At 54.8% G+C, this 20,566-nt stretch carries 16 protein-coding genes and 1 other annotated feature; of the genes, 5 read left to right on the forward strand and 11 right to left on the reverse strand.

The window, feature by feature from the left end:
* Window positions 1-99: 99 nt before the first annotated feature.
* The gene (gene lpdA, locus AABA21_RS27610; protein WP_338255181.1) at window positions 100-1,527 is read right to left on the reverse strand and encodes a dihydrolipoyl dehydrogenase; all 1,428 of its coding nucleotides are present in this window, start codon (window positions 1,525-1,527) and stop codon (window positions 100-102) included.
* 577 nt (window positions 1,528-2,104) lie between these two features.
* On the opposite strand from lpdA, the gene AABA21_RS27615 reads away from it, so the two are divergent.
* Window positions 2,105-2,293, forward strand: coding sequence for a hypothetical protein (locus AABA21_RS27615; RefSeq protein ID WP_338255183.1), 189 nt, complete (start codon window positions 2,105-2,107; stop codon window positions 2,291-2,293).
* A 200-nt stretch (window positions 2,294-2,493) separates the two neighbouring features.
* Here AABA21_RS27615 and AABA21_RS27620 read toward each other — a convergent pair whose 3' ends face one another.
* Window positions 2,494-3,378 (reverse strand): PrsW family intramembrane metalloprotease, encoded by an 885-nt coding sequence (locus AABA21_RS27620; RefSeq protein ID WP_338255185.1) that lies wholly within the window; start codon window positions 3,376-3,378, stop codon window positions 2,494-2,496.
* 261 nt (window positions 3,379-3,639) lie between these two features.
* Window positions 3,640-4,350 carry a metallophosphoesterase family protein gene (locus AABA21_RS27625; RefSeq protein WP_338255186.1) on the reverse strand — a complete coding sequence of 237 codons (711 nt, stop codon included), beginning with the start codon at window positions 4,348-4,350 and terminating at the stop codon, window positions 3,640-3,642.
* Between the two features lie 138 nt (window positions 4,351-4,488).
* Here AABA21_RS27625 and AABA21_RS27630 point away from each other — a divergent pair, with 138 nt between their 5' ends.
* The gene (locus AABA21_RS27630) at window positions 4,489-4,983 is read left to right on the forward strand and encodes a metallophosphoesterase family protein (RefSeq protein WP_338255187.1); all 495 of its coding nucleotides are present in this window, start codon (window positions 4,489-4,491) and stop codon (window positions 4,981-4,983) included.
* Window positions 4,984-5,024: 41 nt separating this feature from the next.
* Here the strand turns inward: AABA21_RS27630 and AABA21_RS27635 are convergent, their stop codons facing one another.
* Window positions 5,025-6,071 carry an alpha-hydroxy acid oxidase gene (locus AABA21_RS27635; protein ID WP_338255189.1) on the reverse strand — a complete coding sequence of 349 codons (1,047 nt, stop codon included), beginning with the start codon at window positions 6,069-6,071 and terminating at the stop codon, window positions 5,025-5,027.
* Between the two features lie 235 nt (window positions 6,072-6,306).
* A complete protein-coding gene (gene serS, locus AABA21_RS27640; protein WP_338255190.1) occupies window positions 6,307-7,605 on the reverse strand; it encodes a serine--tRNA ligase in 1,299 nt (432 codons plus the stop codon).
* 88 nt (window positions 7,606-7,693) lie between these two features.
* Window positions 7,694-7,920, reverse strand: a binding site (T-box leader).
* A gap of 280 nt (window positions 7,921-8,200) precedes the next feature.
* On the opposite strand from serS, the gene AABA21_RS27645 reads away from it, so the two are divergent.
* Both AABA21_RS27645 and AABA21_RS27650 read left to right on the forward strand, forming a co-directional pair.
* Window positions 8,201-9,334: an RNA-guided endonuclease InsQ/TnpB family protein gene (locus AABA21_RS27645; protein WP_338255192.1), complete on the forward strand. Its 1,134-nt coding sequence runs from the start codon at window positions 8,201-8,203 to the stop codon at window positions 9,332-9,334.
* A 135-nt stretch (window positions 9,335-9,469) separates the two neighbouring features.
* Window positions 9,470-10,777 (forward strand): ArnT family glycosyltransferase, encoded by a 1,308-nt coding sequence (locus AABA21_RS27650; RefSeq protein WP_338255194.1) that lies wholly within the window; start codon window positions 9,470-9,472, stop codon window positions 10,775-10,777.
* Here AABA21_RS27650 and AABA21_RS27655 read toward each other — a convergent pair.
* The 5 genes from AABA21_RS27655 to AABA21_RS27675 form a co-directional block, all read right to left on the reverse strand.
* The gene (locus AABA21_RS27655) at window positions 10,757-11,734 is read right to left on the reverse strand and encodes a hypothetical protein (protein ID WP_338255195.1); all 978 of its coding nucleotides are present in this window, start codon (window positions 11,732-11,734) and stop codon (window positions 10,757-10,759) included. The two genes, AABA21_RS27650 and AABA21_RS27655, sit on opposite strands and share 21 nt — an antisense overlap.
* Window position 11,735: 1 nt before the next feature.
* Window positions 11,736-12,992 carry a hypothetical protein gene (locus tag AABA21_RS27660; protein WP_338255196.1) on the reverse strand — a complete coding sequence of 419 codons (1,257 nt, stop codon included), beginning with the start codon at window positions 12,990-12,992 and terminating at the stop codon, window positions 11,736-11,738.
* A 163-nt stretch (window positions 12,993-13,155) separates the two neighbouring features.
* Window positions 13,156-14,280: a zinc ribbon domain-containing protein gene (locus AABA21_RS27665; RefSeq protein WP_338255197.1), complete on the reverse strand. Its 1,125-nt coding sequence runs from the start codon at window positions 14,278-14,280 to the stop codon at window positions 13,156-13,158.
* Window positions 14,281-14,327: 47 nt separating this feature from the next.
* A complete protein-coding gene (locus tag AABA21_RS27670; RefSeq protein WP_338255198.1) occupies window positions 14,328-15,185 on the reverse strand; it encodes a hypothetical protein in 858 nt (285 codons plus the stop codon).
* Between the two features lie 145 nt (window positions 15,186-15,330).
* The gene (locus tag AABA21_RS27675; RefSeq protein WP_338255200.1) at window positions 15,331-15,642 is read right to left on the reverse strand and encodes a metal-sulfur cluster assembly factor; all 312 of its coding nucleotides are present in this window, start codon (window positions 15,640-15,642) and stop codon (window positions 15,331-15,333) included.
* A gap of 692 nt (window positions 15,643-16,334) precedes the next feature.
* On the opposite strand from AABA21_RS27675, the gene AABA21_RS27680 reads away from it, so the two are divergent.
* Window positions 16,335-17,261 (forward strand): helix-turn-helix transcriptional regulator, encoded by a 927-nt coding sequence (locus tag AABA21_RS27680; protein WP_338255202.1) that lies wholly within the window; start codon window positions 16,335-16,337, stop codon window positions 17,259-17,261.
* Between the two features lie 27 nt (window positions 17,262-17,288).
* On the opposite strand, the gene AABA21_RS27685 is transcribed toward AABA21_RS27680, so the two are convergent.
* Entirely contained in the window at window positions 17,289-20,516 is a 3,228-nt protein-coding gene (locus tag AABA21_RS27685; RefSeq protein WP_338255203.1) for an AAA domain-containing protein, read from the reverse strand.
* Between the last annotated feature and the right edge of the window lie 50 nt (window positions 20,517-20,566).

Here is a 20,566-nt window from a genome sequence, read left to right on the forward strand (position 1 = left end):
CTATCGATTAAAATCAGCCGGAATTCCTATAAAAATAGCGTGGTACCTTACTTTTAAGATACCACGCCGGTGTATAGACGAATGTGACAGGTAGTTGTCTTAGCGTGCGCGTGCCGCAACCTGTTTTTTGGGTGGGATATGGATGGGATGTCCCTGCGCCGCCAGAACAGCTTCACGTAGTCCCTCGCTGAGGGTGGGATGCGGATGGATGGTCTCCTCAACCTCGTCGACCGTGAGCTCGCCGTGCATGGCCAGCGAATACTCGGTAATCAGGTTGGTGGCATCAGGACCAATGATGTGGGCGCCCAGGAATTCCCCATATTTGCCGATGATCACTTTGGTAAAGCCTTCGGTCTCACCGATCGCTACGGCTTTGCCGATCGCTGTCCAGGGGAAGCGCTCGACACGAACCTCGCCATACTTCTCACGTGCCGCGGCCTCTGTCAGGCCTACAAAGGCGATCTCTGGGAAGGTATAGATGGGGTTGGGGATGACGTCGTAGTTCATGGTTGTCTCGTGGCCGGTGATATTGTCGGACGCGACTTCGCCTTCTGTGGAGGCCACGTGGGCCAGGCCGGCGCCATGGATCAGGTCACCAATCGCGTAGATACCGGGAAGGTTGGTGCGCATATGCTCATCAACACGTACGCGTCCACGATCGGTATCGAGCCCCTGCTCTATCAACTGTTCCAGTCCGCTGGTATTGGCGCGGCGGCTGACCGCCATCAGCACATACTCGGCCTCGAAGTTCTGTTGACCCTTTTCGGTGGTAGCTGTAACCTTTTTCACGCCGTTGGCCTCTTCGATGCCCTCAACTCTGGCGTTGGTCACGATCTCGATGCCGCGCTTGGCCATGATGCGTACCAGCAGTTTGCGCACCTCTTCATCTACGGGTGCCAGCACGTTGGGCAGCATCTCCAGGATCGTCACTTTGGTCCCCAGCGCGTTGAACATGCAGGCCAGCTCAATGCCGATCACGCCGCCGCCGACACAGACCAGGCTATCGGGCGTCTTAGGCAGATTCCAGCAGGTATCGCTATTCATCACTTTATCGCCATCAACGCCTGGCATCTGCGGAATAAACGGAACCGAGCCGGTGGCCAGGATGACGTTATCCGCGCTAAATTGCTGCGTATTGCCGTCTTTGGTTACCGTGACGTTCTTCGACGCATCGACGCTTCCCTGACCATCAAAAACATCGATATTGTTACCCTTCATCAGGGTGCTGACGCCGCTCGTCATACGTTTGACGACTTTATCTTTAAAGGCGACCGCCTTCGTCATGTCGAAGACCGGTGCCTGAGGTAGCGTAATACCGAGCTCGCTAACGGAGTTCAGTTCATGTAATGTTTCCGCGATGTGAAGCATTGCCTTTGATGGAATGCAGCCGACATTGAGGCAGGTGCCGCCCATATATTGTTTTTCAACAATCGCGACTTTCGCGCCCCGCTGCGCAGCCCGAATGGCAGCTACATAGCCACCGGGGCCAGAGCCGATGACCGCAACATCATAATGAGTACTCGTCATGAATTTCTCCTGCAATTTGCATGGACTCATTCATCGTGCCTGAAGGTTGGATGATGTGAGCGTTTTTCGTGCGCACTACCTGGACCAGGCGTGGCTTAAAAGCATTTCACATTGTGTACCATAAAGCATATTGCGCGTGGAGTACACGTCATTGTCTCTCCAAATGAATGAGTACAATATGGTTTGCTATCTGTCAAAATAAACAGTTTTTTATCGCCGGGGGGTTGCTGACCCAACCACAAATATTATGCCTGTCATAGCATCTTTCGTGCTTGTGTAGCCTATCCCATTACCCCTTTGACACGTTCACTTATACCCGTCAGTATATCACGTTTCTTCCTACCTCGATACTTACCCGGTAGACTACCTTTTTGGCCTACTAACATGACGAGTTGGGAAATAGAACGTATCAATAAATGCAGAGACAAATATTCTAACTTTATGCTTACTCTGTATACATGAACTATCTTTAGAGATAGCCGGGCATGCCAGTGCAATAACAGGCAAGGGGGTATGCCCACGGATAGGTGGAAGTGAATGCATGTAATCTGACTATTGTATGACTGGGGGATATCCAATGACCACAACCGGAGAGCTACACTCCATTATCGAGGAACTGGAGTTAGTAGATGCTGGCGATGCCGCCAATTATCTGGGTGATGACACTGCCGGTGCAGAAGAGGCTCCAGATATGGTTGCATCTAATTTAGCTCGTTGCTTACGTTATATCGCGTCTGCCGACGACCGTAATTATACCTTATACTAATGTATTGTCCTTTTTATAGGATGTCGTTGATTAAAATATGAAATAACCGGGTGCCACTCTTCAAGAAAGGGTGGCGCCCGGTTATTTTACGAGTGTGCGTGAGCGCCCCCGATGCACCAACACATGGAAGGCTGTTTGAGCACACAGAAACCGGGTAGTCATGCGCTAAGAAAACGTGCATGACGGAGGTCTGACGCTCTTTATGCGTGGCTGGCGTTTAGCGTGGTCTGCTGGTGTAGATTCAGGTGGTATAGCTTGACCAGGACGGTTATTCCAACGACGCTGATGGCAATGGTGATCGCTGAGATAGGGATGCCTGGGGGGAGAATCAGGTAGATGGGAGAGATGCTTGCCGGCAAACCGTCCCAGGCTCCGTGTAAGAACGAGACGAACAGGTAGGCCAGCCCAACCCGCCAGGTCAAACGGAAGCGATGGGGCAGGCTCTCGTGGAACAGGACAGAGCCGAGAATGGCTGTCCAGACGCCATGGCCAAAGGGCGCTAGCATGCCCCTGGCGATAGTTACCACCACCGACGCGCTGATATGTCCCTGGCTGGCCAGAAAGGCGCTGAAGGCATAGCCTGTACTCTCAAAGGCGGCAAAGCCCATCCCAACTGAACCCCCCAGCAGCAAGCCGTCTAGCGCGGAATCATGGCGCATACGCCGGGCCATAAACATGACCGCCAGTATCTTACAGCCCTCCTCAATTAATCCCACTAGCATAGCACTTCCTATGGTTAGCCCATGATTGGGACCAGCTGGACGGATCAGGAATGATTCAAAGGTCGCGGCCCCCAGGGTCCCCAGGATACCACCGAGGCAGAAGCTTTTAGCTACCCTCTCAGGGGTCAGTTGACTGATATTCTGATGGTCGTACAGAAAGGCCACGAAAACAACCGGAATCAGGAAGTTACCAATCAGAATGACGGTCGGATAGAGATTTACGTTGCCCGTAATGAACAGTATGATGGTTGAGGCCGCGAACAGCGCCAGCCCGATGAGCAAGGCTGATAGCCAGCTATGTCCACGATGAGCCCTGACCTGCCGCAGTGGTGATACCGATGGAGTCCAGTCTTGCTGTGCCATGACAACCTTTCTTTCTTCGGAAACTAACTGTCAGGATCTGTTACACCATGACATTGCGGGTCCCATGTCGCAGGGGTAGCATTCCTTTTCCAATCTGACAGACATATCCTCTTAAAGAAATATTCGCTGTCACTAACACGTTGTGCAACCTGCCAGGGCAACAAACGGCTGAAAGTAGAGGCACATATCCTGAGGGATAGCTGGAGAGGCTAAAACAACTTGCCAGATAGGAACCTGACAAGTGTAATGTATTTATATTTATTAATATTCCGCTTCAGTTAATACTTTGATACGCTTGTCAACGGTAGGGATGCCGCTATTTTTGAGCTGCTTGACGACCGATTTCACGTCATACTTGACGCGCCGGTGTTCGGCTTGCCAGACGTTATCCTGCCAGGTCAGAATGGCGTAGGACGCGCGTGGATCGCTATCGCGTGGCAGGCCACAACTGCCTGCATCGACCAGGAGCAGATGGCGCCAGCGCCGCGTGTAAGCGACATGATAGTGTCCAAAGACTACGGCCCCTATCGTGGGGCGCAGGTCGCCGCAGAGATGCTCAATCTTGCTGTCGGGTGAAGTCGGAAAAATAGCTTCTTCCTGATTTAGTGGATTGGCATGCACCACTAACAGGTCGGTGCCATTGGGATTGGAGACAAGATAGCTGAAAGGCAATGAGGCCAGGTAGTTGATCCCTTCCTCCCCGATCTGGCTGCGCGTCCACTCGATCACGCTCTGCTTTTTGGGACCCTTCTTTGAGTTCTGGCTGACGACATCCTTATCCACATTCCCCTGGATAACCGGGCAGTGGAGCTGCCGGATGGTGTCCAGGGTCTCTTTGGGACAGGGTCCGTTCAAAAGCAGATCGCCTGCGATCACCAGCTGGTCGATGGCCGGTTGCTTTGAGAGATCCTCCAGTACGGTGTCCAGCGCTATCTTGTTTCCATGTATATCAGATATAATCGCAATACGCATATGATATCCTGATTTTGGGCGCGCTTAAACGCACCCCTTCTCTCTAGAGTTCTGTTGTACTCGTTTCGTCGCATGTTTATGTATGGCTGCTTGGATAAGCCATAGGTAATATATCTCAAAATAAGAGAGGATACAAAGATGCAACATCGCATAGGTGTTATCTCTGATACGCATTGTCCGCGTTTTCCGCGTGTGCCAGAGGCGGTGTGGGAACATTTCGCCGGCGTCGAATTAATCATTCATGCTGGCGATCTCTCGATTCTATCCGTTATATCGGACCTGGAGACGATCGCTCCCGTGGTGGCGGTGCAGGGAAATGTCGAGCAGGAAGAGGTAGTGATGAAGCTGCCAATCAAGAAAGAGATCAGGGTGGGTGGGATGCGCATCGGGATCGTGCATATCCTGGGGGATGCGCGCCACTATGATCGCACGGCGCGCCAGGAATTTCCAGACGCGCGCGTGGTGATATTTGGCCATAGTCACAATCCCTACAATCAGGAACATGCGAGCCAGCTGCTTTTTAATCCTGGCAGCGCCAATGATCGCCGCCGTCAGCCCACCTGCAGCATCGGTCGACTGCTGATCGATGACGAAGCTCAGACGGTGAAGGGCGAGATCATTTTACTCTCTTAGCATGCAGGCGCATCAGTTTTGATCTCGCCAGTGGCTCTCTGTTACATGCGCCGTTCGGGCAATTTGATCAGGGAGGGATCGAGCGAGGACAACGTGGGCCGTCCAGCCAGGGCCATGCTCATCGTCAATTCGGCGTGGAGCAGCTCAAGCACGTGGTGAACCCCCGCCCCGCCGTTGACGGCCAGTCCCCAGAAAATCGGGCGACCAATCAAGACGGCGCGCGCGCCCAGGGCCAGGGCCTTCAATACGTCGGAGCCGCGCCGGATGCCGCTGTCCAGGTAGATTTCACAGCCGCCATTGACCGCTTGCACGATGTCTGGCAGCGCCTCGATGCTGGTGATGGCCCCGTCCAACTGTCGTCCACCATGATTTGAGACCACGATGCCGGACACGCCGTGTTGCAGTGCTAGCAGGGCGTCTTCAGCCGTTAAAATCCCTTTGAGGATAATGGGGAGATGGGTTACTGTGCGCAACCAATCCACGGTCTCCCAGGTATCTACCAGGTGACGCAGAGGCGTCTCGCTGACGTCATTATCGATGAAGTTGGCCAGCGGTACAAAGTGGGAGCGTTGAAAGTTGTTGCGGATGTCCTGTTCGCGGTGTCCCAGGTGGGCCGTGTCGACCGTCAACACGATGGCCTGGTAACCGGCGGCTGTGGCCCGCTGGACGAATTGGCCGGTTACTTCCAGACTATGGTAGCTATAGAGCTGTAGCCAGAGAGGACCCTGCGTGCTGGCGCGGATATCCTCGATGGTGCGTGAGGAGAAGCCGCTGACAATCATGATGGTGCCAGCCTGTTCCGCCGCCTGGGCGGTGGCGCATTCACCCTCTGGATGGGCCAGCATATGGCCGGCGGTCGGCCCGACGAGAATTGGCAACTGGATCGGGGTCCCCAGTACAGTGGTATGGGTCTCGATGACACTGACATCGACCAGCACGCGCGGGCGCAGTCGCAGTCGCTCAAAGGCCTGGCGGTTGGCGCGTACCGTGAGGCTATCATCGCTACCGCCTTGAATGTGGTCCCAGATCACCGCGGGCAAACGCTGTTGTGCCAGTTGCTCATAATCAAACAGGTTAATTGGGTCCATTGCCTCTTCTCTTTCTCATACAGACGGTCGACCAGGCCGACCTCTCGCCTATGAACCATCCCAAACTTTTGAAAAAGTTTCCAAAACCAGGGGTGCAGGGCCCTCCCTGCCGGGGTGTGGGATGTCCCCACACCCCGGCAGGAGGGCGGTCAGCCCTCCTGCACCTCCCGCTTTAGGAGCGTAGAACCTGTTTTGCGGATTTTTCAAAAATCCGGGATGACTCATAGCACTTTCGCTACGAGTGGGCTGGTACCGGGCGGCCAATAAATTCTTGCCCTCCCATAAATGGGCGTAGGGCCTCGGGAATGCGAACGCTGCCATCGGCCTGCTGGTGCGTCTCCAGCAGTGGAATCAGGATGCGCGGCGAGGCGATGGCCGTGTTGTTGAGCGTATGCACAAACCGTACTTTGCCTTCCTCGTCGCGATAGCGCAGGTTCGCCCGCCGTGCCTGCCAGTCATGCAGGTACGAGCACGAGTGGGTTTCACGATAACGTTTTTCGCTTGGTACCCAGCATTCTATATCATACATGCCAACTTTTCCATCACCCATGTCGCCGGTACAGACATTAACCACGCGATAGGGGAGCTCCAGGTCCTGGATGAGCTCCTCGGCATTCTGAAGTAATTGCTCAAACCAGAAGACCGACTCCTCGTGATCCGCTTTACAGATGATATATTGCTCAACCTTGTTGAACTGGTGAATGCGGAAGACGCCACGGGTATCCTTGCCATAGGTGCCCGCCTCCTGGCGGAAGCAGGGGCTATAGCCGACAAATTTCAGGGGCAGCTCTTCGCCCTTGAGAATCTCATCTTTATACATGCCGGTGATCGACACCTCTGCCGTCCCAACCAGGAAGAGATCCTGATCCTTCAGCTCATAGACCTGGTCGCGCCCCTTGGGAAACTGGCCGTTGCCAACAAAGGCGAAGTCGCGGGCCATCGAGGGGACGATCAGTGGCGTGAAGCCTTTGCGCGCCATTTTGTCCATCGCGAAGTTGATCAATGCCAGCTCCAACCGGGCGGCATCCCCACGTAGCACATAGCTGCGCGATCCGGCCACCTTCACGGCCCGCTCGATATCGACCAGGTTATGCTTGAGCATTAGATCATAGTGGTCCAGCGCCGAAAAACCAAACTCGGGTAGCTCGCCCCAATATTTAAAAGGAACGTTCTCGCTCTCATCTTTTCCAACCGGGGTGCTGGGATCCGGAATATTTGGGACCAGCAGCAGCATGTTATAGCGCTCTTCCGTCATCTGGTTCAGCTCGGGTTCTTTGGCTTTGATGAGTTCGGCCAGCTTCTTGCCTTCTGCGATCAGGTTGTTGCGCAGCTCGACATTCTTCTCTTTGGCGGCCTGCTGAATCCCCTTCGAGAGCTGATTCTGCTTGGCACGCGCCTCCTCTACTTCGTGCTGGAGGGCGACAACGTGTTGATCTAATGCCAGCAGGGCATCAATATCAATCGAATTGTTTTTGAGCCGTGCAGCCTCCTTGACCACATCGGGATTGCTACGTATAAATGCAAGATCAAGCATGCTCTTTTCTCTCCTCTTTCTCCCGCGTGCCACCACTGTGTCTGTGGACCACGCAATCGACAAGCAATAAAAAAACGCCGCGTCCTGACTCAAGGACGACGACGCTGAATGCGCAAAATCGTGGTGCCACCTTATTTTTTCCAATGCCCGCACAGAGGCAGTGGAACTCGTTACGGCCCGATAACGGAGGCATCCGTTGACGCTTAGCGCGTGGGCTCCCGGGTGGATTTCCCTCTCGCATAGACTGCGTCGCACCGACCCGCAGTTCTCTGTCTCTTTATGCTAAGAGCTACTCATCCCATTCATTGCCCATGTATTGTATGTAATATGTGTGCTTCAGCATAGCAGTTGCCCTCGTATTTGTCAACCAGCTTGAAATATTTTTTATAGCACTGAAAAGTGTTACCAAACTGCGCCGTAAAGCCTTTGCTTTCTGGCATGGGGATATAAGACGCGTTCCTTATTATTTGGAACGGGGGATGGGACTCGCATGAGGGCAAAAAGCCTCCCATATGAACATGCATATAGGCTCTTGAATACGTGCTTCAATCATGCTATGCTGAGGGTAGAACATTCGGGGTGGAAAGGGACGTGCATGCTCACATACGAATATAAAGTGGATGGGAAAAAGGCGCAATATGCCGCCATCGACGAAGCGATTCGTACTGTGCAATTTATCCGCAATAAATGCCTCCGTCTCTGGATGGATGAAAAGGGCATTGGACAGGATGATTTGCAAAAGTATTGCGCGATCCTGGCGAAAGAATTTTCCTTTGTCGGTGCCCTCAATTCGATGGCACGTCAAGCCAGCGCAGATCGGGCCTGGTTTGCCATCCGACGTTTCTATACCAATTGCAAAGCCAGCAAACCAGGAAAGAAAGGCTATCCGCGCTTTCAAAAGGATAACCGCAGCATTGAATACAAAACCTCGGGCTGGAAGCTTGAGCCTGATGGGCGACATATCACGTTTCGCGATGGATGCGGCATTGGTCGGCTCCGGCTGATTGGGACACGCACGATTGAAACCTTCCCCATCAAACAGATCAAACGGGTTCGGCTGATCCGGCGCGTGGATGGATATTATGTGCAATTCTGCGTCCAGGCCGAGCGCCAGATTGCGCATGAAGCCACCGGTGTGCAGGTCGGGATCGATATTGGACTCAAAGCCTACTATACCGATTCTCTTGGCAACACAATTGAGAATCCCCGCTACTATCGCAAAGCCGAAGCCCGGTTGAAGCGCTTACAACGCCGACTCTCCCGCAAAAAGAAGGGCTCGAAGAACCGGGGCAAGGCGCGCAAGTTGGTCGCCCGAGCCCATCTGAAAGTTCAGCGGCAGCGTCAAGATTTCGCCCGAAAGCAGGCGAATGCGCTCGTCTCGTCTCACGACCTGATCGCCTTTGAACACCTGGTCATCCGCAATATGGTCCGCAATCGCAAACTGGCCAAGTCCATTAATGATGCGGCATGGGGGGCCTTCCTGGAGCAGGTGAAATACTATGGCAAGCTCCATGGCATTGCCATCATCGCTGTGGCTCCCCATGGAACGAGCCAGAACTGCTCCGGATGCGGCACGACCGTCATCAAGACGCTGAGCATGCGTACGCATATTTGTCCGAGTTGTGGCCTGGTCATGGACCGTGATGAAAATGCCGCGCTCAATATCTTAGAAGCCTCCCGTACTGTCGGGCAGACAGGAACGGGCCAGATCAATCTGGCGAACGCTTGAGGACAGATGGCCTCCTGTCTTCTGTCGCAATACAGGAGATTGCGCTGCCTGGATGAATCAAGAAGCTTCCGGCTTTCGCCGTGGGGAGTGTCAAAATGTCCCTATTGAAGTAGAGTTATGTAGGAAATTATGAAGATGATGCGTTGGCGACTGGATCGTTTCGCTGTTGGTGTATTTGTGTTGGCCTTGCTGGTACGAGTTGTCTATAATTTTACCGTGGCGCTGCACTATGTTCCAACCCGTGATTCTCAGCAGTATCGCGATATTGGTCTGCACCTGTTGCAGGCGCACTGCTTCTGCCTGCATGGCAATATCACTACGGTCTACCGGGCGCCGCTCTGGCCGCTGCTGATCGGGCTGCTCTCGCTCGTGTTTGGCCCCAACGATCTTTTCACGCGCCTCCTTTTATGCGTGCTGGATGCCGCGACCTGCCTCATTATCTATCTATGGGTGCGGGACTTCTTGAATACGCGCCGCCTGGCACTGGTGGCTGGCATTGTCGCCGCCCTCTATCCGGGACTCTACATCTACACCGGCTGGCTCTATTCGGAGACGCTCTACACCTTTCTTTTAACGGCCCTCGGCTATGCCCTCTATCGCCTGCTGCGCGATCGTGGTGTAGGACTGGTTATACTCGCTGGCGTTTTACTCGCTTTGCTGGCGCTGACGCGGCCGAACGGCTTGCTGGTGGCGGGACTGATAGTGCTCTGGGCATTGGTGTTGGGCTGGCAGCGGGTATTTAGCTGGCGTTTCGCCTGGCGCGTGGCTGTGGTCGTCCCATTGATCGCGCTGTTGCTGATCGCGCCATGGACGCTGCGCAACTACCTGGTGTCGCAACGCTTTGTGCCGGTCGCGACCGGTGATGGGACCGTGTTGCTGGGCTCATACAACAACCAGGTTGCCCAGAAGCCATGGGATCAGATGACGTGGTCGAATCCCTTGCGCTCAGTGCCCGAGGTGTCGGGCGCCTTTCCCCTCTATACGTGTGATGCTCGTTGCGAGATGAAGAGGGAGGACCTCTATAAGGCGAAGTCGCTACAATGGATGCAGACGCACGTGGGCGAGATGCCGGGATTACTGGCCGCCCACGCCCTCAACATGTGGGTTCCGGCCGCGCACGAGGCCGATCTGCCCACCGATCGTTTCCCGAATCAACTATCCAGCCGCATCGTGCTGGTATTGATGAACGTCGTTCCTATCCCGATCTTCCTGCTGGCGGCCTGGGGATTGATCGTCAGCAGGAGACGCTGGCGTGAGCTATTGCTGGTGTATTTGATCTTGCTGTCGACGGTCGGGGAGAATGTGGGGCTGTATGGTATCCCACGCTTTCGCGCACCGATCGAACCTCTCTTGCTGATGCTGGCTATGTGCGCGATCTACTCAATTCGTAAGTATTGGGCCGGACGGCGAACGGCGGCAGCGTCAACCGCCGCCGTTCGTTAATGTCTCTTTCTGCTCATAGTTCCAAACCTTCACATTGGCGAAGGTCGCATCGACCGGTGTGCCATTGTTGATCACACCGACCCCGATTTTGCCGCTGCTCAGGCTATCGTCGGTTATCGCGCCCAGATAGTGGCCATTGACCAGAATCGTTATGCTATCCCTGTCGGCCAGCACCATCAACTGATTCATGTTGTTGATGCCGCTATTAATCGCAGCACTGCTCCCTTGCAGCAGGACACTGCCGCTGGCTCCATTGTAGAGATCAAGCGCATAGCTGCCGTTGCTGCCGACGTGAAAAAAATAGTAGGCGCTGTTGGCGCCATCGACGCGAAAGAGCAGCCCGGCCTGTCCCTGGTTCCCCTGGACAATGGTGACATCGGCCTGGTAGGCGAGTTGCGCTACGTTGGTAGCGCGCGCGATACAGGGCTGTAGATACATAAACTGGGCTTCGCTGGCATGGTAGGTTCCGCCACTGAATGCGCATCCCGTATCGGTGGACCCGTTGCCGCTATCCCATTTGCTGCTTCCGCTATTGTCGGTCATCGGATCATCGATGGCGGCCTTGCCGCCTGCTCTGCTCTGGTATAGATTCTCGTTCGCGGTGGCTGTGGCCGTGACATTCATGGCGCCCTGGGTGGCGACGGCTGCCAGATTGCCTTCGGCGGTGGCTGTGGCCTCGATCTGCGCCTGGGCATTTTGAAAATACTGAGCCGTCCCCTGCACCCTGGCCTGGGCCGTCGTCTGCACGCTGCTAGTTTGTTGCGCCTCTACCGTCGCGGTACGCCGGAGGGCGCCTCTATAGTGGGTTGTGGTCTCAAAAGTGAGCAGCCCCAGCGCGCTGATCACCAGCAATACGCATAGGATGAGGGCCAGCAGTGAACTGATCATTCCAGGTAGAGAGCGGCGTTTGCGGGAACGAGGTGGTGGCGGCCATATAGGTCTGACTGAGTCTAGCACGTTAGATCCCCCATACATGTGATTGATTGAACGCCGCCTCTGGAACGTTATGCTGTGAGTCGCCGGAAAAGAAGCCAACCTGGCCCTTGCTGGCGGTCGCGTCGTTGACCTTTGTTAAATATTGTCCATTGACGTAGAGATACAAGGTCTGCTGACGCGCGATAATGGTCAACTGGTTGGGTTGATTGAGCCCCTGTTGAATGGCCGGACTCAGGCCACCGGCGATGACCTTAGTCTGCTCGCCCGTCTTCTTCTGGGCACTGGCCAGCAGGTAGCGGCCCGTGGTTGTAATGCCGAACAGATAAAGTTGTTCACCGGTCTTGTTGGAGCGGATCACCAGTCCGGCGGTGTCCCCTTGTCGAATAGTCACCTGGGCCTGAAAGGCGATATTGTCGAACTGGAGAGCCTGTTCCAGGCAAAGGACTGCTTGGTTACCCTGTACGCTGGTCGCGTGAAGCGCCTGACCGGTGAAGGTGCATTTACCGCTGGCGTTGGTGTTGACAGGTTCCCAATCATAGGAGTCCTGTGCGGCAAGCTTATCTGTGAGCAATGGCTTGCGCACAATTGCCTGTTGATAGAGTGTTTGTGGATCGGTAACCTTCAGGGCCGGTAGTGTTGGGACCGGCGTTGGATATATCAGTGCCGGCTGTGTTACCGTCGCCTGATTATAATTTTGTACAAAGACATAACCTGCCAGGGTCACCAATAGGAGCACGCAGATGCTCACCCCTACCCAGATAAATGTTTGTTTCCGTTTCCGGCCTGAACGGTTGCGCTGATTCACCATCGACGAACGCCGTAGCGTACCCGCTACGGGAGAGGATTGCAGTGGCTGGTTCAATTTCCAGTTGGGCGCGGGCGAGAACTGTAGCGGCTGGCTGGTCGCGTTCCAGGTCGGCATAGGCGACGGTGGCAGGGGCTGACTGGCAGCATTCCAACTCGCAGGAGGGGAGGATGGCTGCCAGGGCTGACTGTAGGCAGGCGACTGCCCCGTTGCATTGGACGCGCGTGGCTGGCTGTGTGTCTGTGTGAATGGTTGGGCCGTTCCCGGTTCTCCCACCTGCATCTGTGGGTGTCGAAATAGCGTTTTAGCCGGAGGGGATTCTGGTTGGTTGCCTGGTACATAATTGCCTGTCGACGGCTGGAATAGTTGCTGGCGTGCGGCTGTCGATTCAGTGGATGTCGATAGCGGCTGGTTACAGCGTGGGCATCGATAGACCGGGCTGGGTAAATACAATCCACATGATGGACAGTTCATAATAAAGTCTCCACTTTTTGCTGCTGCGAAATTAACAGCTCTATTCTATATGATTATGGCTTATTTACCAATATATATACCAGGTAAGCTATTTGGATATAGTACTATTCGCAGCATGCTTCAAGTGGTACATCCCTTTTTTATGTATCTCCACCGATGATAACTATAACCGCCAGATATGTAGATTATTAAAGCTTGCGACCGTCGCATGCTGACGATTGACCGCCATAATCCCGATCGTACCGATCCTATAACTGTTGTCACTGGCGCTCCCCACATAGTGTCTGTTGATGTAGAGGTAGATATTGTCACCCCTGGCAATGATTGTCAGGGTGTTTGTCATGCCAATCCCTGTTTTAATAAACGGGCTTTGATCATAGATCAGGGGTATGGCGTAGCCGTTGCTCCTGGTGAGAAGCAGGCCATAGACGCCAGAACGATCAATCCGGAAGCTATAGAAGCTTTTGTCGTGGTTCGTGGAGCGAAAAATGACGCCACCCTCGTCGCCTTTTTTGATCGTCATTTGAATCTCTAGCGCGAAGTTGCGGAAACGGGTGGCATGGGCGAAGCAGGGAGCATAAGAACCGGTTTTGAAGACGCTGCTATGCAGGCCATCCGGGGTAAACGCGCAGCCACCCCCGTCCCTGGTCGGATAGACGTCCCATCTCTGACCCGTTTCAAACAGCAAGGGCGCGCTAATAGTCGGCCGGCCCTGAGTGCTCATGGAATAGAAGTTTTGCTGGGCCGTCGCGGTTGCCCGAGCCTGAGCCGTCGCCTGCGCGGCGGCAATTGAGGCCGCCTTCTTCTGCCTGATCGCGGCTTGTGTGGCCTGAATAACCTGGGTAGCCAGCGCCTGTGCCGTTGCCTTGTGATGGAGGGTGACGATGTGGTTGGCATAGGCGGTCGCGGTAGCCTGGGTATGCAGCTGGGCTGGACGGGTGACCTCTCTATAATAGAGCAGGCTCACGCCACTGGCTATCAGGAGCAGGGCCAGCAGCATGATAGCTCCCAGCATAATGCCGATCACTATTTTGTGTTGCTGCACCTCGTGCGTCTGGATCGTTGGTGCTGAAGCCACCGCGACCATATAATGATGGGCGCGCGCGGCTTCAGACTGATAGCTGGTTTCATCGGTGATGGTGTAGCCGGATGGTGGTGTTCCTCCCCGACCAGCGTAGGATGTATGATAGGGATCTTCATTGGTGGTCGCCGCCAGGTTCCAGTGGCAATAGGGGCAGCGCGTCATTCCTGGCGATAGCATGTTCCCGCATTGAGGGCAATTATACATGAACACCTCTCCTATCATACGTTGAAGCAGGACCTTCTCGGTCCCTGCTAGAGTTTCCAGATCCTGGCATGAGAGTAGGTAACCAGTGTCGAGCGTTTATAATTATTGGCCAGCACCCCGATCTGCCCGCTGCTCAACGTCGTATCGATCACACTGGTAACGTATTTTCTGTTGATATAGAAATCCAGCGAGCTTCCGCTGGCCAGTACCGCCAGCGTATTGACCTGTTTATAGCCCATGATAATCTGGCTGTTATATCCATCCGTCAGCGTCTGGGCGGCCTTCTTATCTTCACCGGAGTAGTAATAGATGCTGTAGCTCCCATCCTGTCCCACAACGAAAATATAGGATTGCGAGTTATCGCCGCGCGCGCGAACGATCAGTCCACCGGCATCACCGCGGATAATCTTCATATCTACCTGATAGACAAAGTTGTTCAGACTGGTGTTTTTAGCAATGCAGGGCAGAAAGAAACCTTTTTCCGCGACTGCGACGTTATATGCGGAATTGCTGAAGGTGCAGCCGGAACCGGTATCCCAGTTATAGATATCCGGATTGTGGAGGTCATCATTAATGTTGGGGAACGCCCTGGTGATCAGGTCATAATTGTTTTGATGGCGGGCGACCGCCGTGGCTGTTGCTCTGTCCTGGGCTACCAGGGTTGCTGAGATCTGCGCGGCATGCGTGGCCCTGGCGTGTACCGTCTCTTGAATGCGCGCTATAGATGTCGCTGTGCCCTGTATGCGCAGGATATAGGGGTGATACACAACGTTGTATCCGATCAAGGTACTGATACCTACCACCAGAAGTAGTGCCAGCGCGATTGCCAATGTTATTTTTGAAAATCTATGCCTGCCTGTTGTTTTTAGTAATCCTGTGTTCGACTTGGCCTCAAATTCCATCATCAACCTCCTACCCACATTGTACAGAGAACCACATAATCGCCTTACAGGTTGCGAAAACGCTTCAATGGCTTTATACAGACGAAAACGAGCATGCCTTCTATTCGCAGAAAAGCATGCTCGTTTTCGTCTGTATACTGGTAACTGGCTAAATCATGCCCAGCTCCCATTTAGCATCTTCAGTCATACGATCTGGTGACCAGGGTGGATCAAATGTCAGCTCGACTTTGCAGTTTTTGACATTTTCCACCTGTCGCACACGCATCTCGACCTCTGACATCACCTCGCCGGCCATAGGACATCCCAGCGCGGTAAGAGTCATCGTAACGTCGACGTTTCCCGTCTCGTTATTGATATCCATGCCATAGACAAGCCCGAGGTCAACAATATTAACCGGTATCTCCGGATCATAGCACTCACGGAGCGCGTCCATGAGCTCTGCTTCATTAATTTCTGCCATTGGATGCAGCTGCCTTTCCGAACATATGAAAACGTAAAAATGATCAATCTGAGCGATTTTATATCATACCCAGGTCGGGAACAAGGCCCATCCATCGAGCTTCTGCTCAGGTGCCACATGCTATATAGAGAGAAAAGAAGCTTTCTGCACTCAATTCTGCCTCTGGTGGCTCGCCCAGTTTACCATACATTTTCAGATCTTTTCAACCCTGTTGTTTCCCTATTCCGAGTAAACTAGTAGGATTATCTTGCCTGTAATATATACCGAACAGAAAGTATTTGTCAAAGGATTGAATTGGGCGGTCGCGCATGCGCGACCGCCCAATCTTTGGGATGGGGCACCCATCATCCATTTGATGGGTGCCCATGCCCCGTCGCATCACGTGGACGCTGGGTGACCATGCCCCCGATCCCCATCAAATGGATGCCGGCGACCATGCCCCGCCCCCATAGGTTCGGAGCTCGCCTCCGATTGGGGAATGGAAATGGATGAAATAGGATATTTGTCATGGATGAAGGTGAGATTTGCCCACGGATGGGTGATGTATCACTATAATATATATGCGGGTTGCTATATGTATTAATGTATATTTTGCTCCTTGCCGGTTGGGATTGCTGGTGGCGACGTGGAAGTAACGATAACCAGTAAGTCATCACGGTAGCAATGTGGTATGCGGAGGAAGGAAGAGTATAATGCTAGATGTTACCGGGTTTTCCGATGTTCATGTGACGCAAAATGAGGAACGCCGCCGCCTTGCGCGCGAGTTGCACGATGGCGTTGTCCAGTCTCTGGTTGCTCTGGTGACCGACCTTGAGCAGTTTCGTGCCCAGCCGTTCTTTGAACATGAGCTGAGCGAGAATGCTGAGAACTGGTATGTACTGGCTCGTAATAGCTTGCTGTCCTTGCGTCAGACGTTGAGCGGCATGCGGCCAGCGGTGTTGGGCAACTTCGATTTTATTGAGCATATCCTGGGGATGCTTAAAAGCATGCAGGACGCGGGCTATCACGTTACCTTCGAATGCAATAGTTGGCCGCACCAATTGCCTGTTGAGTATGCCTCCAATCTCTATCAGGTTGTGCGTGAGGCTATCATCAATGTATGTAAACATGCCGACGCCTCGGCGATCGTTGTGCACCTGTCCGGGGCCGAGGGCTGTCTGCATATGCATGTTTGTGATGATGGCGTAGGCATGGTTAGCGCTTTCGCCTCGGTTGGCTCAACCCACGGCTGGCACCAGGGATTACACGGTCTGCGCGAACGTGTCTTGATGCTGGGTGGGCGTATCACCATTGAAAGTATGCCGCGCCAGGGCACACGTCTGAATATAGATATTCCAATGCCCGTCTCTACATCGGCCGCGCTGTCTTATCAGGCACAGAGCAAACAGGACGTCGAGGAGGGGCCGCAATATGATGGCCTGACCGCGCGTGAGCGTGAGCTGATCATCTTGATCGCGCAAGGACTGGTGGTGAAGGAGATCGCGCGCATTCTGCAGGTGAGCGAGAAGACGGTGCGCAACCATATCAGCAACATTTACCATAAGCTGGCTGTCTACGATCGTGCCCAACTGGTTATCTATGCCATGAAGAAAGGCCTGGTCGATCTGCATTCCCTATAAATGCCATGCAATCGGTCATGGTGTCCACTAGCGGGTGGTGATCATGACCGGTTCGGCCAGCAGGGTGTTCATACTCCTGCAATAAGTGATCAGGCGGGAAAAGGTGGGCAGTTTTTCGAGCGCAGGCGCGCAGCCAACCAGGATAAGCTTGCGTTGCGCGCGTGTCAGGGCCACGTTCAGGCGATGCGGATTGATCAGAAACTGGCGGCGCTGACTTTCGCTGGCTGGCTCATGGCTGGTGGCGAACGATATAATCATGACCAGGCGCTCACCCCCTTGAAAACGGTCCACGGTATCAACGCTCAACGCCGTATCGGTTGGCAGGGCCTGCCAGTTGCTCTCGGGATGGGTGGCGAACAGGTGGCGACGGATATTGGCGACCTGCGCCCGGTAGGGAGCGATAATCCCGATATCCTGCGGCTGGATGCCGCGCGCCAGCAAGCCAGCTACCAGCTCGCGTACGGCGCGCGCCTCCGCGTTGTTTTGTTTGGATTCCGGGCTGGCCTCTTGATCTCGCACATCCCAGAAGACGAGCGGAAATCTGGGGTCCAGCGCTTTGTGGACCGCCTCTTGTTCCGTTTTCTGCAACTGGAGCAGGCGTGATGCGGGTAGGGTGGGCAGACGGCGATTGGCTACTGAAGGATGGGCCAACAACTTCTGGCCATAAAAGACGGTGGATGAAAAGTTCGAGATCCACTTGTTCATGCGATACTGGGTCAGCAGCGGCACGCAGGCGCTGACATCGAGTGGGTGCTGATTCATATATTCATCGTCCCGCTGCTTCAAAAAGCTGAAGAGCGAGTCGGCCAGACCCGCTTCGCTGGCTTCGGGGCTGAGCACCAGTGGCGGGAGCTGTTTTTCGTCTCCCACCAGGATAAAGCGGCGCGCGAAACGCAGGGCGCCCAGGATGGCCGGAATGGTCAGCTGACCGGCCTCATCGATGATGGCGACATCGAAGGCGAAGCCCGCACTGGTGCTTCCTGTTTCACCGTTGCTGCCCGTGGTGGGCGTGTATTTATCCGAAGACCAGGTGGCGGTCGTCGAGGCCACCACGGGCGTGGTATACAGCATATCAAAGACGAGATCCTGGTAAGATGGATCGGGATGAAATGGATCGTCTTTTACCTTTTCTCCATTGGCCAGCGTCTGTTGCGCGACCTTGAGCCGTTCTTTGAGCAGCCAGGGTTTGATCTCATCGCTGACGCTGCGCTCACTGCCCAGTCTCAGGAACTGTGTAAAGCCTTCCCGCCGCAGCCTTTTTAACATGTTGTCGACGGCCTGGTTGGTGAAGGCGGCCAGCATGATACGCTGGCCCTGATCGGTCAGACGTTTCACGATCTCGGCGATGACGCTGGTCTTACCGGTGCCGGGAGGACCATGGATGAGCAGGTAATCCTTCATCTGCATAGCCCGCAGCACGGCCAGATTCTGCTCGCGATTGAAGTCGGCGCGACCAGTGATCTCCTCATTCATGAAGCGGGGGCGGATCTTGCCAGCCACCAGGTCCTGCATATGTGAGGGGACGTGGTGCCAGCGCACCAGATTTTGTAGCGTGCGCACATGGACAAGATCGTTGTCGTAGCGATCGATGAGCTGTGGCTGCGCGATCAACTCACGCGTCCAGACGCTGACATGCTCGGCGCTGATGGCGGTAATGGTGCCGCTGACCACTTCGCCCGCGACCGGGTTGCCATCGCTGAGCAGAATCTCGTCGCCCTCGCGTAGCTCGGAGGTATTGGCGCAGCGAAAGGTCAGGGACCAGCCATCACTCTGGATCTCTGGCTGCTTGACCGGTGTCAGTCCCTGGATCGCGCTGCCGCGTTCGATACGCTCTTCGACCGGTGTCAGCCAGAGCAGTGCCTGCTGCTGCTCTCCCGCCTGCCCCTCGATCTGCAGCAGGTGATAATATTTGCTGAAGAATGCGCGCTCGGCCGGAAGAATCGTGCGGGGCACCCTGGTGTTTGGCCGGGATGTGCTCTCCTCTTCTAATCCGTTGACTGCTGGCTGATCGGAGCCTTCGGGTTGTGCTAGCTCCGGTGGCTGCCACTGTAGGAGCGCTGAGACTGTCTGGCAATGTTCGAGCATGGCGCACTTGCTGCAGCGTGAAGGTCCCGGTGGCGCCGATGGGATGCCGGTGACGTGGTTGAGGATCAGATTGTTGCGTGTCTCGTTGACGCGCTGGATCTCACGGATACTGGCGCGAATGCCAAATGATTGCGCCTTCCCCGGTGTGCCGCTATAGAGCAGGGTGGCAAAGGCGCGCTTCATCTTTGACTGGCGGCGTACCGCCAGCAAGGCGTGATAACCCAGTACCTGCCAGCGATGGTCGCGCTTCGGCAACTCCCCGCTGGCACCGCCGGTCTTCAGTTCCAGCAACCGTTGCTGGCCAGTCTGCTGCCAGAAAAGATCCAGGCGACCGCGCAGACCGATCTCTGGCGCCAGCAGGAACGTCTCGGCGCGCACCTGGTTGCCCACCTCAGCTTGCTGGTCATCGGCAACAACACCGGGCAACGTCCACAGTGTATTGCTCTCACTCTCGTACCAGCGCGCCAGGCTCTCCAGGTGTGGCTGTACATCCGAGCGCATCGTCTCGACCGAGACATCCGCAAGGGCGATATCGATGCTGTTGAGGTCAAGGGCCTGGTCCAGGTGCCGCTGCATTACCTGCAGTGGCGTCTCGGTCTCTTGTGGTTGCTGTGTGTCGCCAGTAAAGGTGCCGCGATCATGCTCTTTGAGCAGCTCCTTGAAGCAGTAGTGCACGATGTTTCCGCGAATGGTCGCCGAGTTGGCGGAGGACGGGATGAGCCGGTTCAGCAGATACTGGCGCGTACAATATTCGGCCTGGTTGAGGGCGGTGATGTTCAGCAGGATATCTGACTCCAGCACAGCCAGGGTATAGGAGTTGCCCACATAGCGCCGCCGCGTGCCGTTTTTATATTCGATCACCACAGGCTCGTGTGGCAGATGATAGAACTGAACCTTCAACGTGTAGGGGGCGATGTCACGAGCCTTGATCTCCTTGATCAGGCTGCGATAATAGTGGTCCTCTAGCTGTACCTCGACGCGTTCGGTGCCGGTATCCAATGTGATGATCGGCACGCGTTCCCCCTGCAGCTGGCGTTCCTGGGCCGCTACGAGCCGCCCGGAGAGCTGGGGAGTATGGCATGGCTGTTTGGGATCAAGCGTACATAGAAAGCACTCCTGGCGTTGTCTGGCCTCTTTTGGCTGCTGTTGATCCGCCTCGTGAATTTGCATGTTAGTACACTCCCCCCTTATTTGCTCGGTATGCTGAAAGTGTACGGGAA

Source organism: Dictyobacter halimunensis (assembly GCF_036245075.1).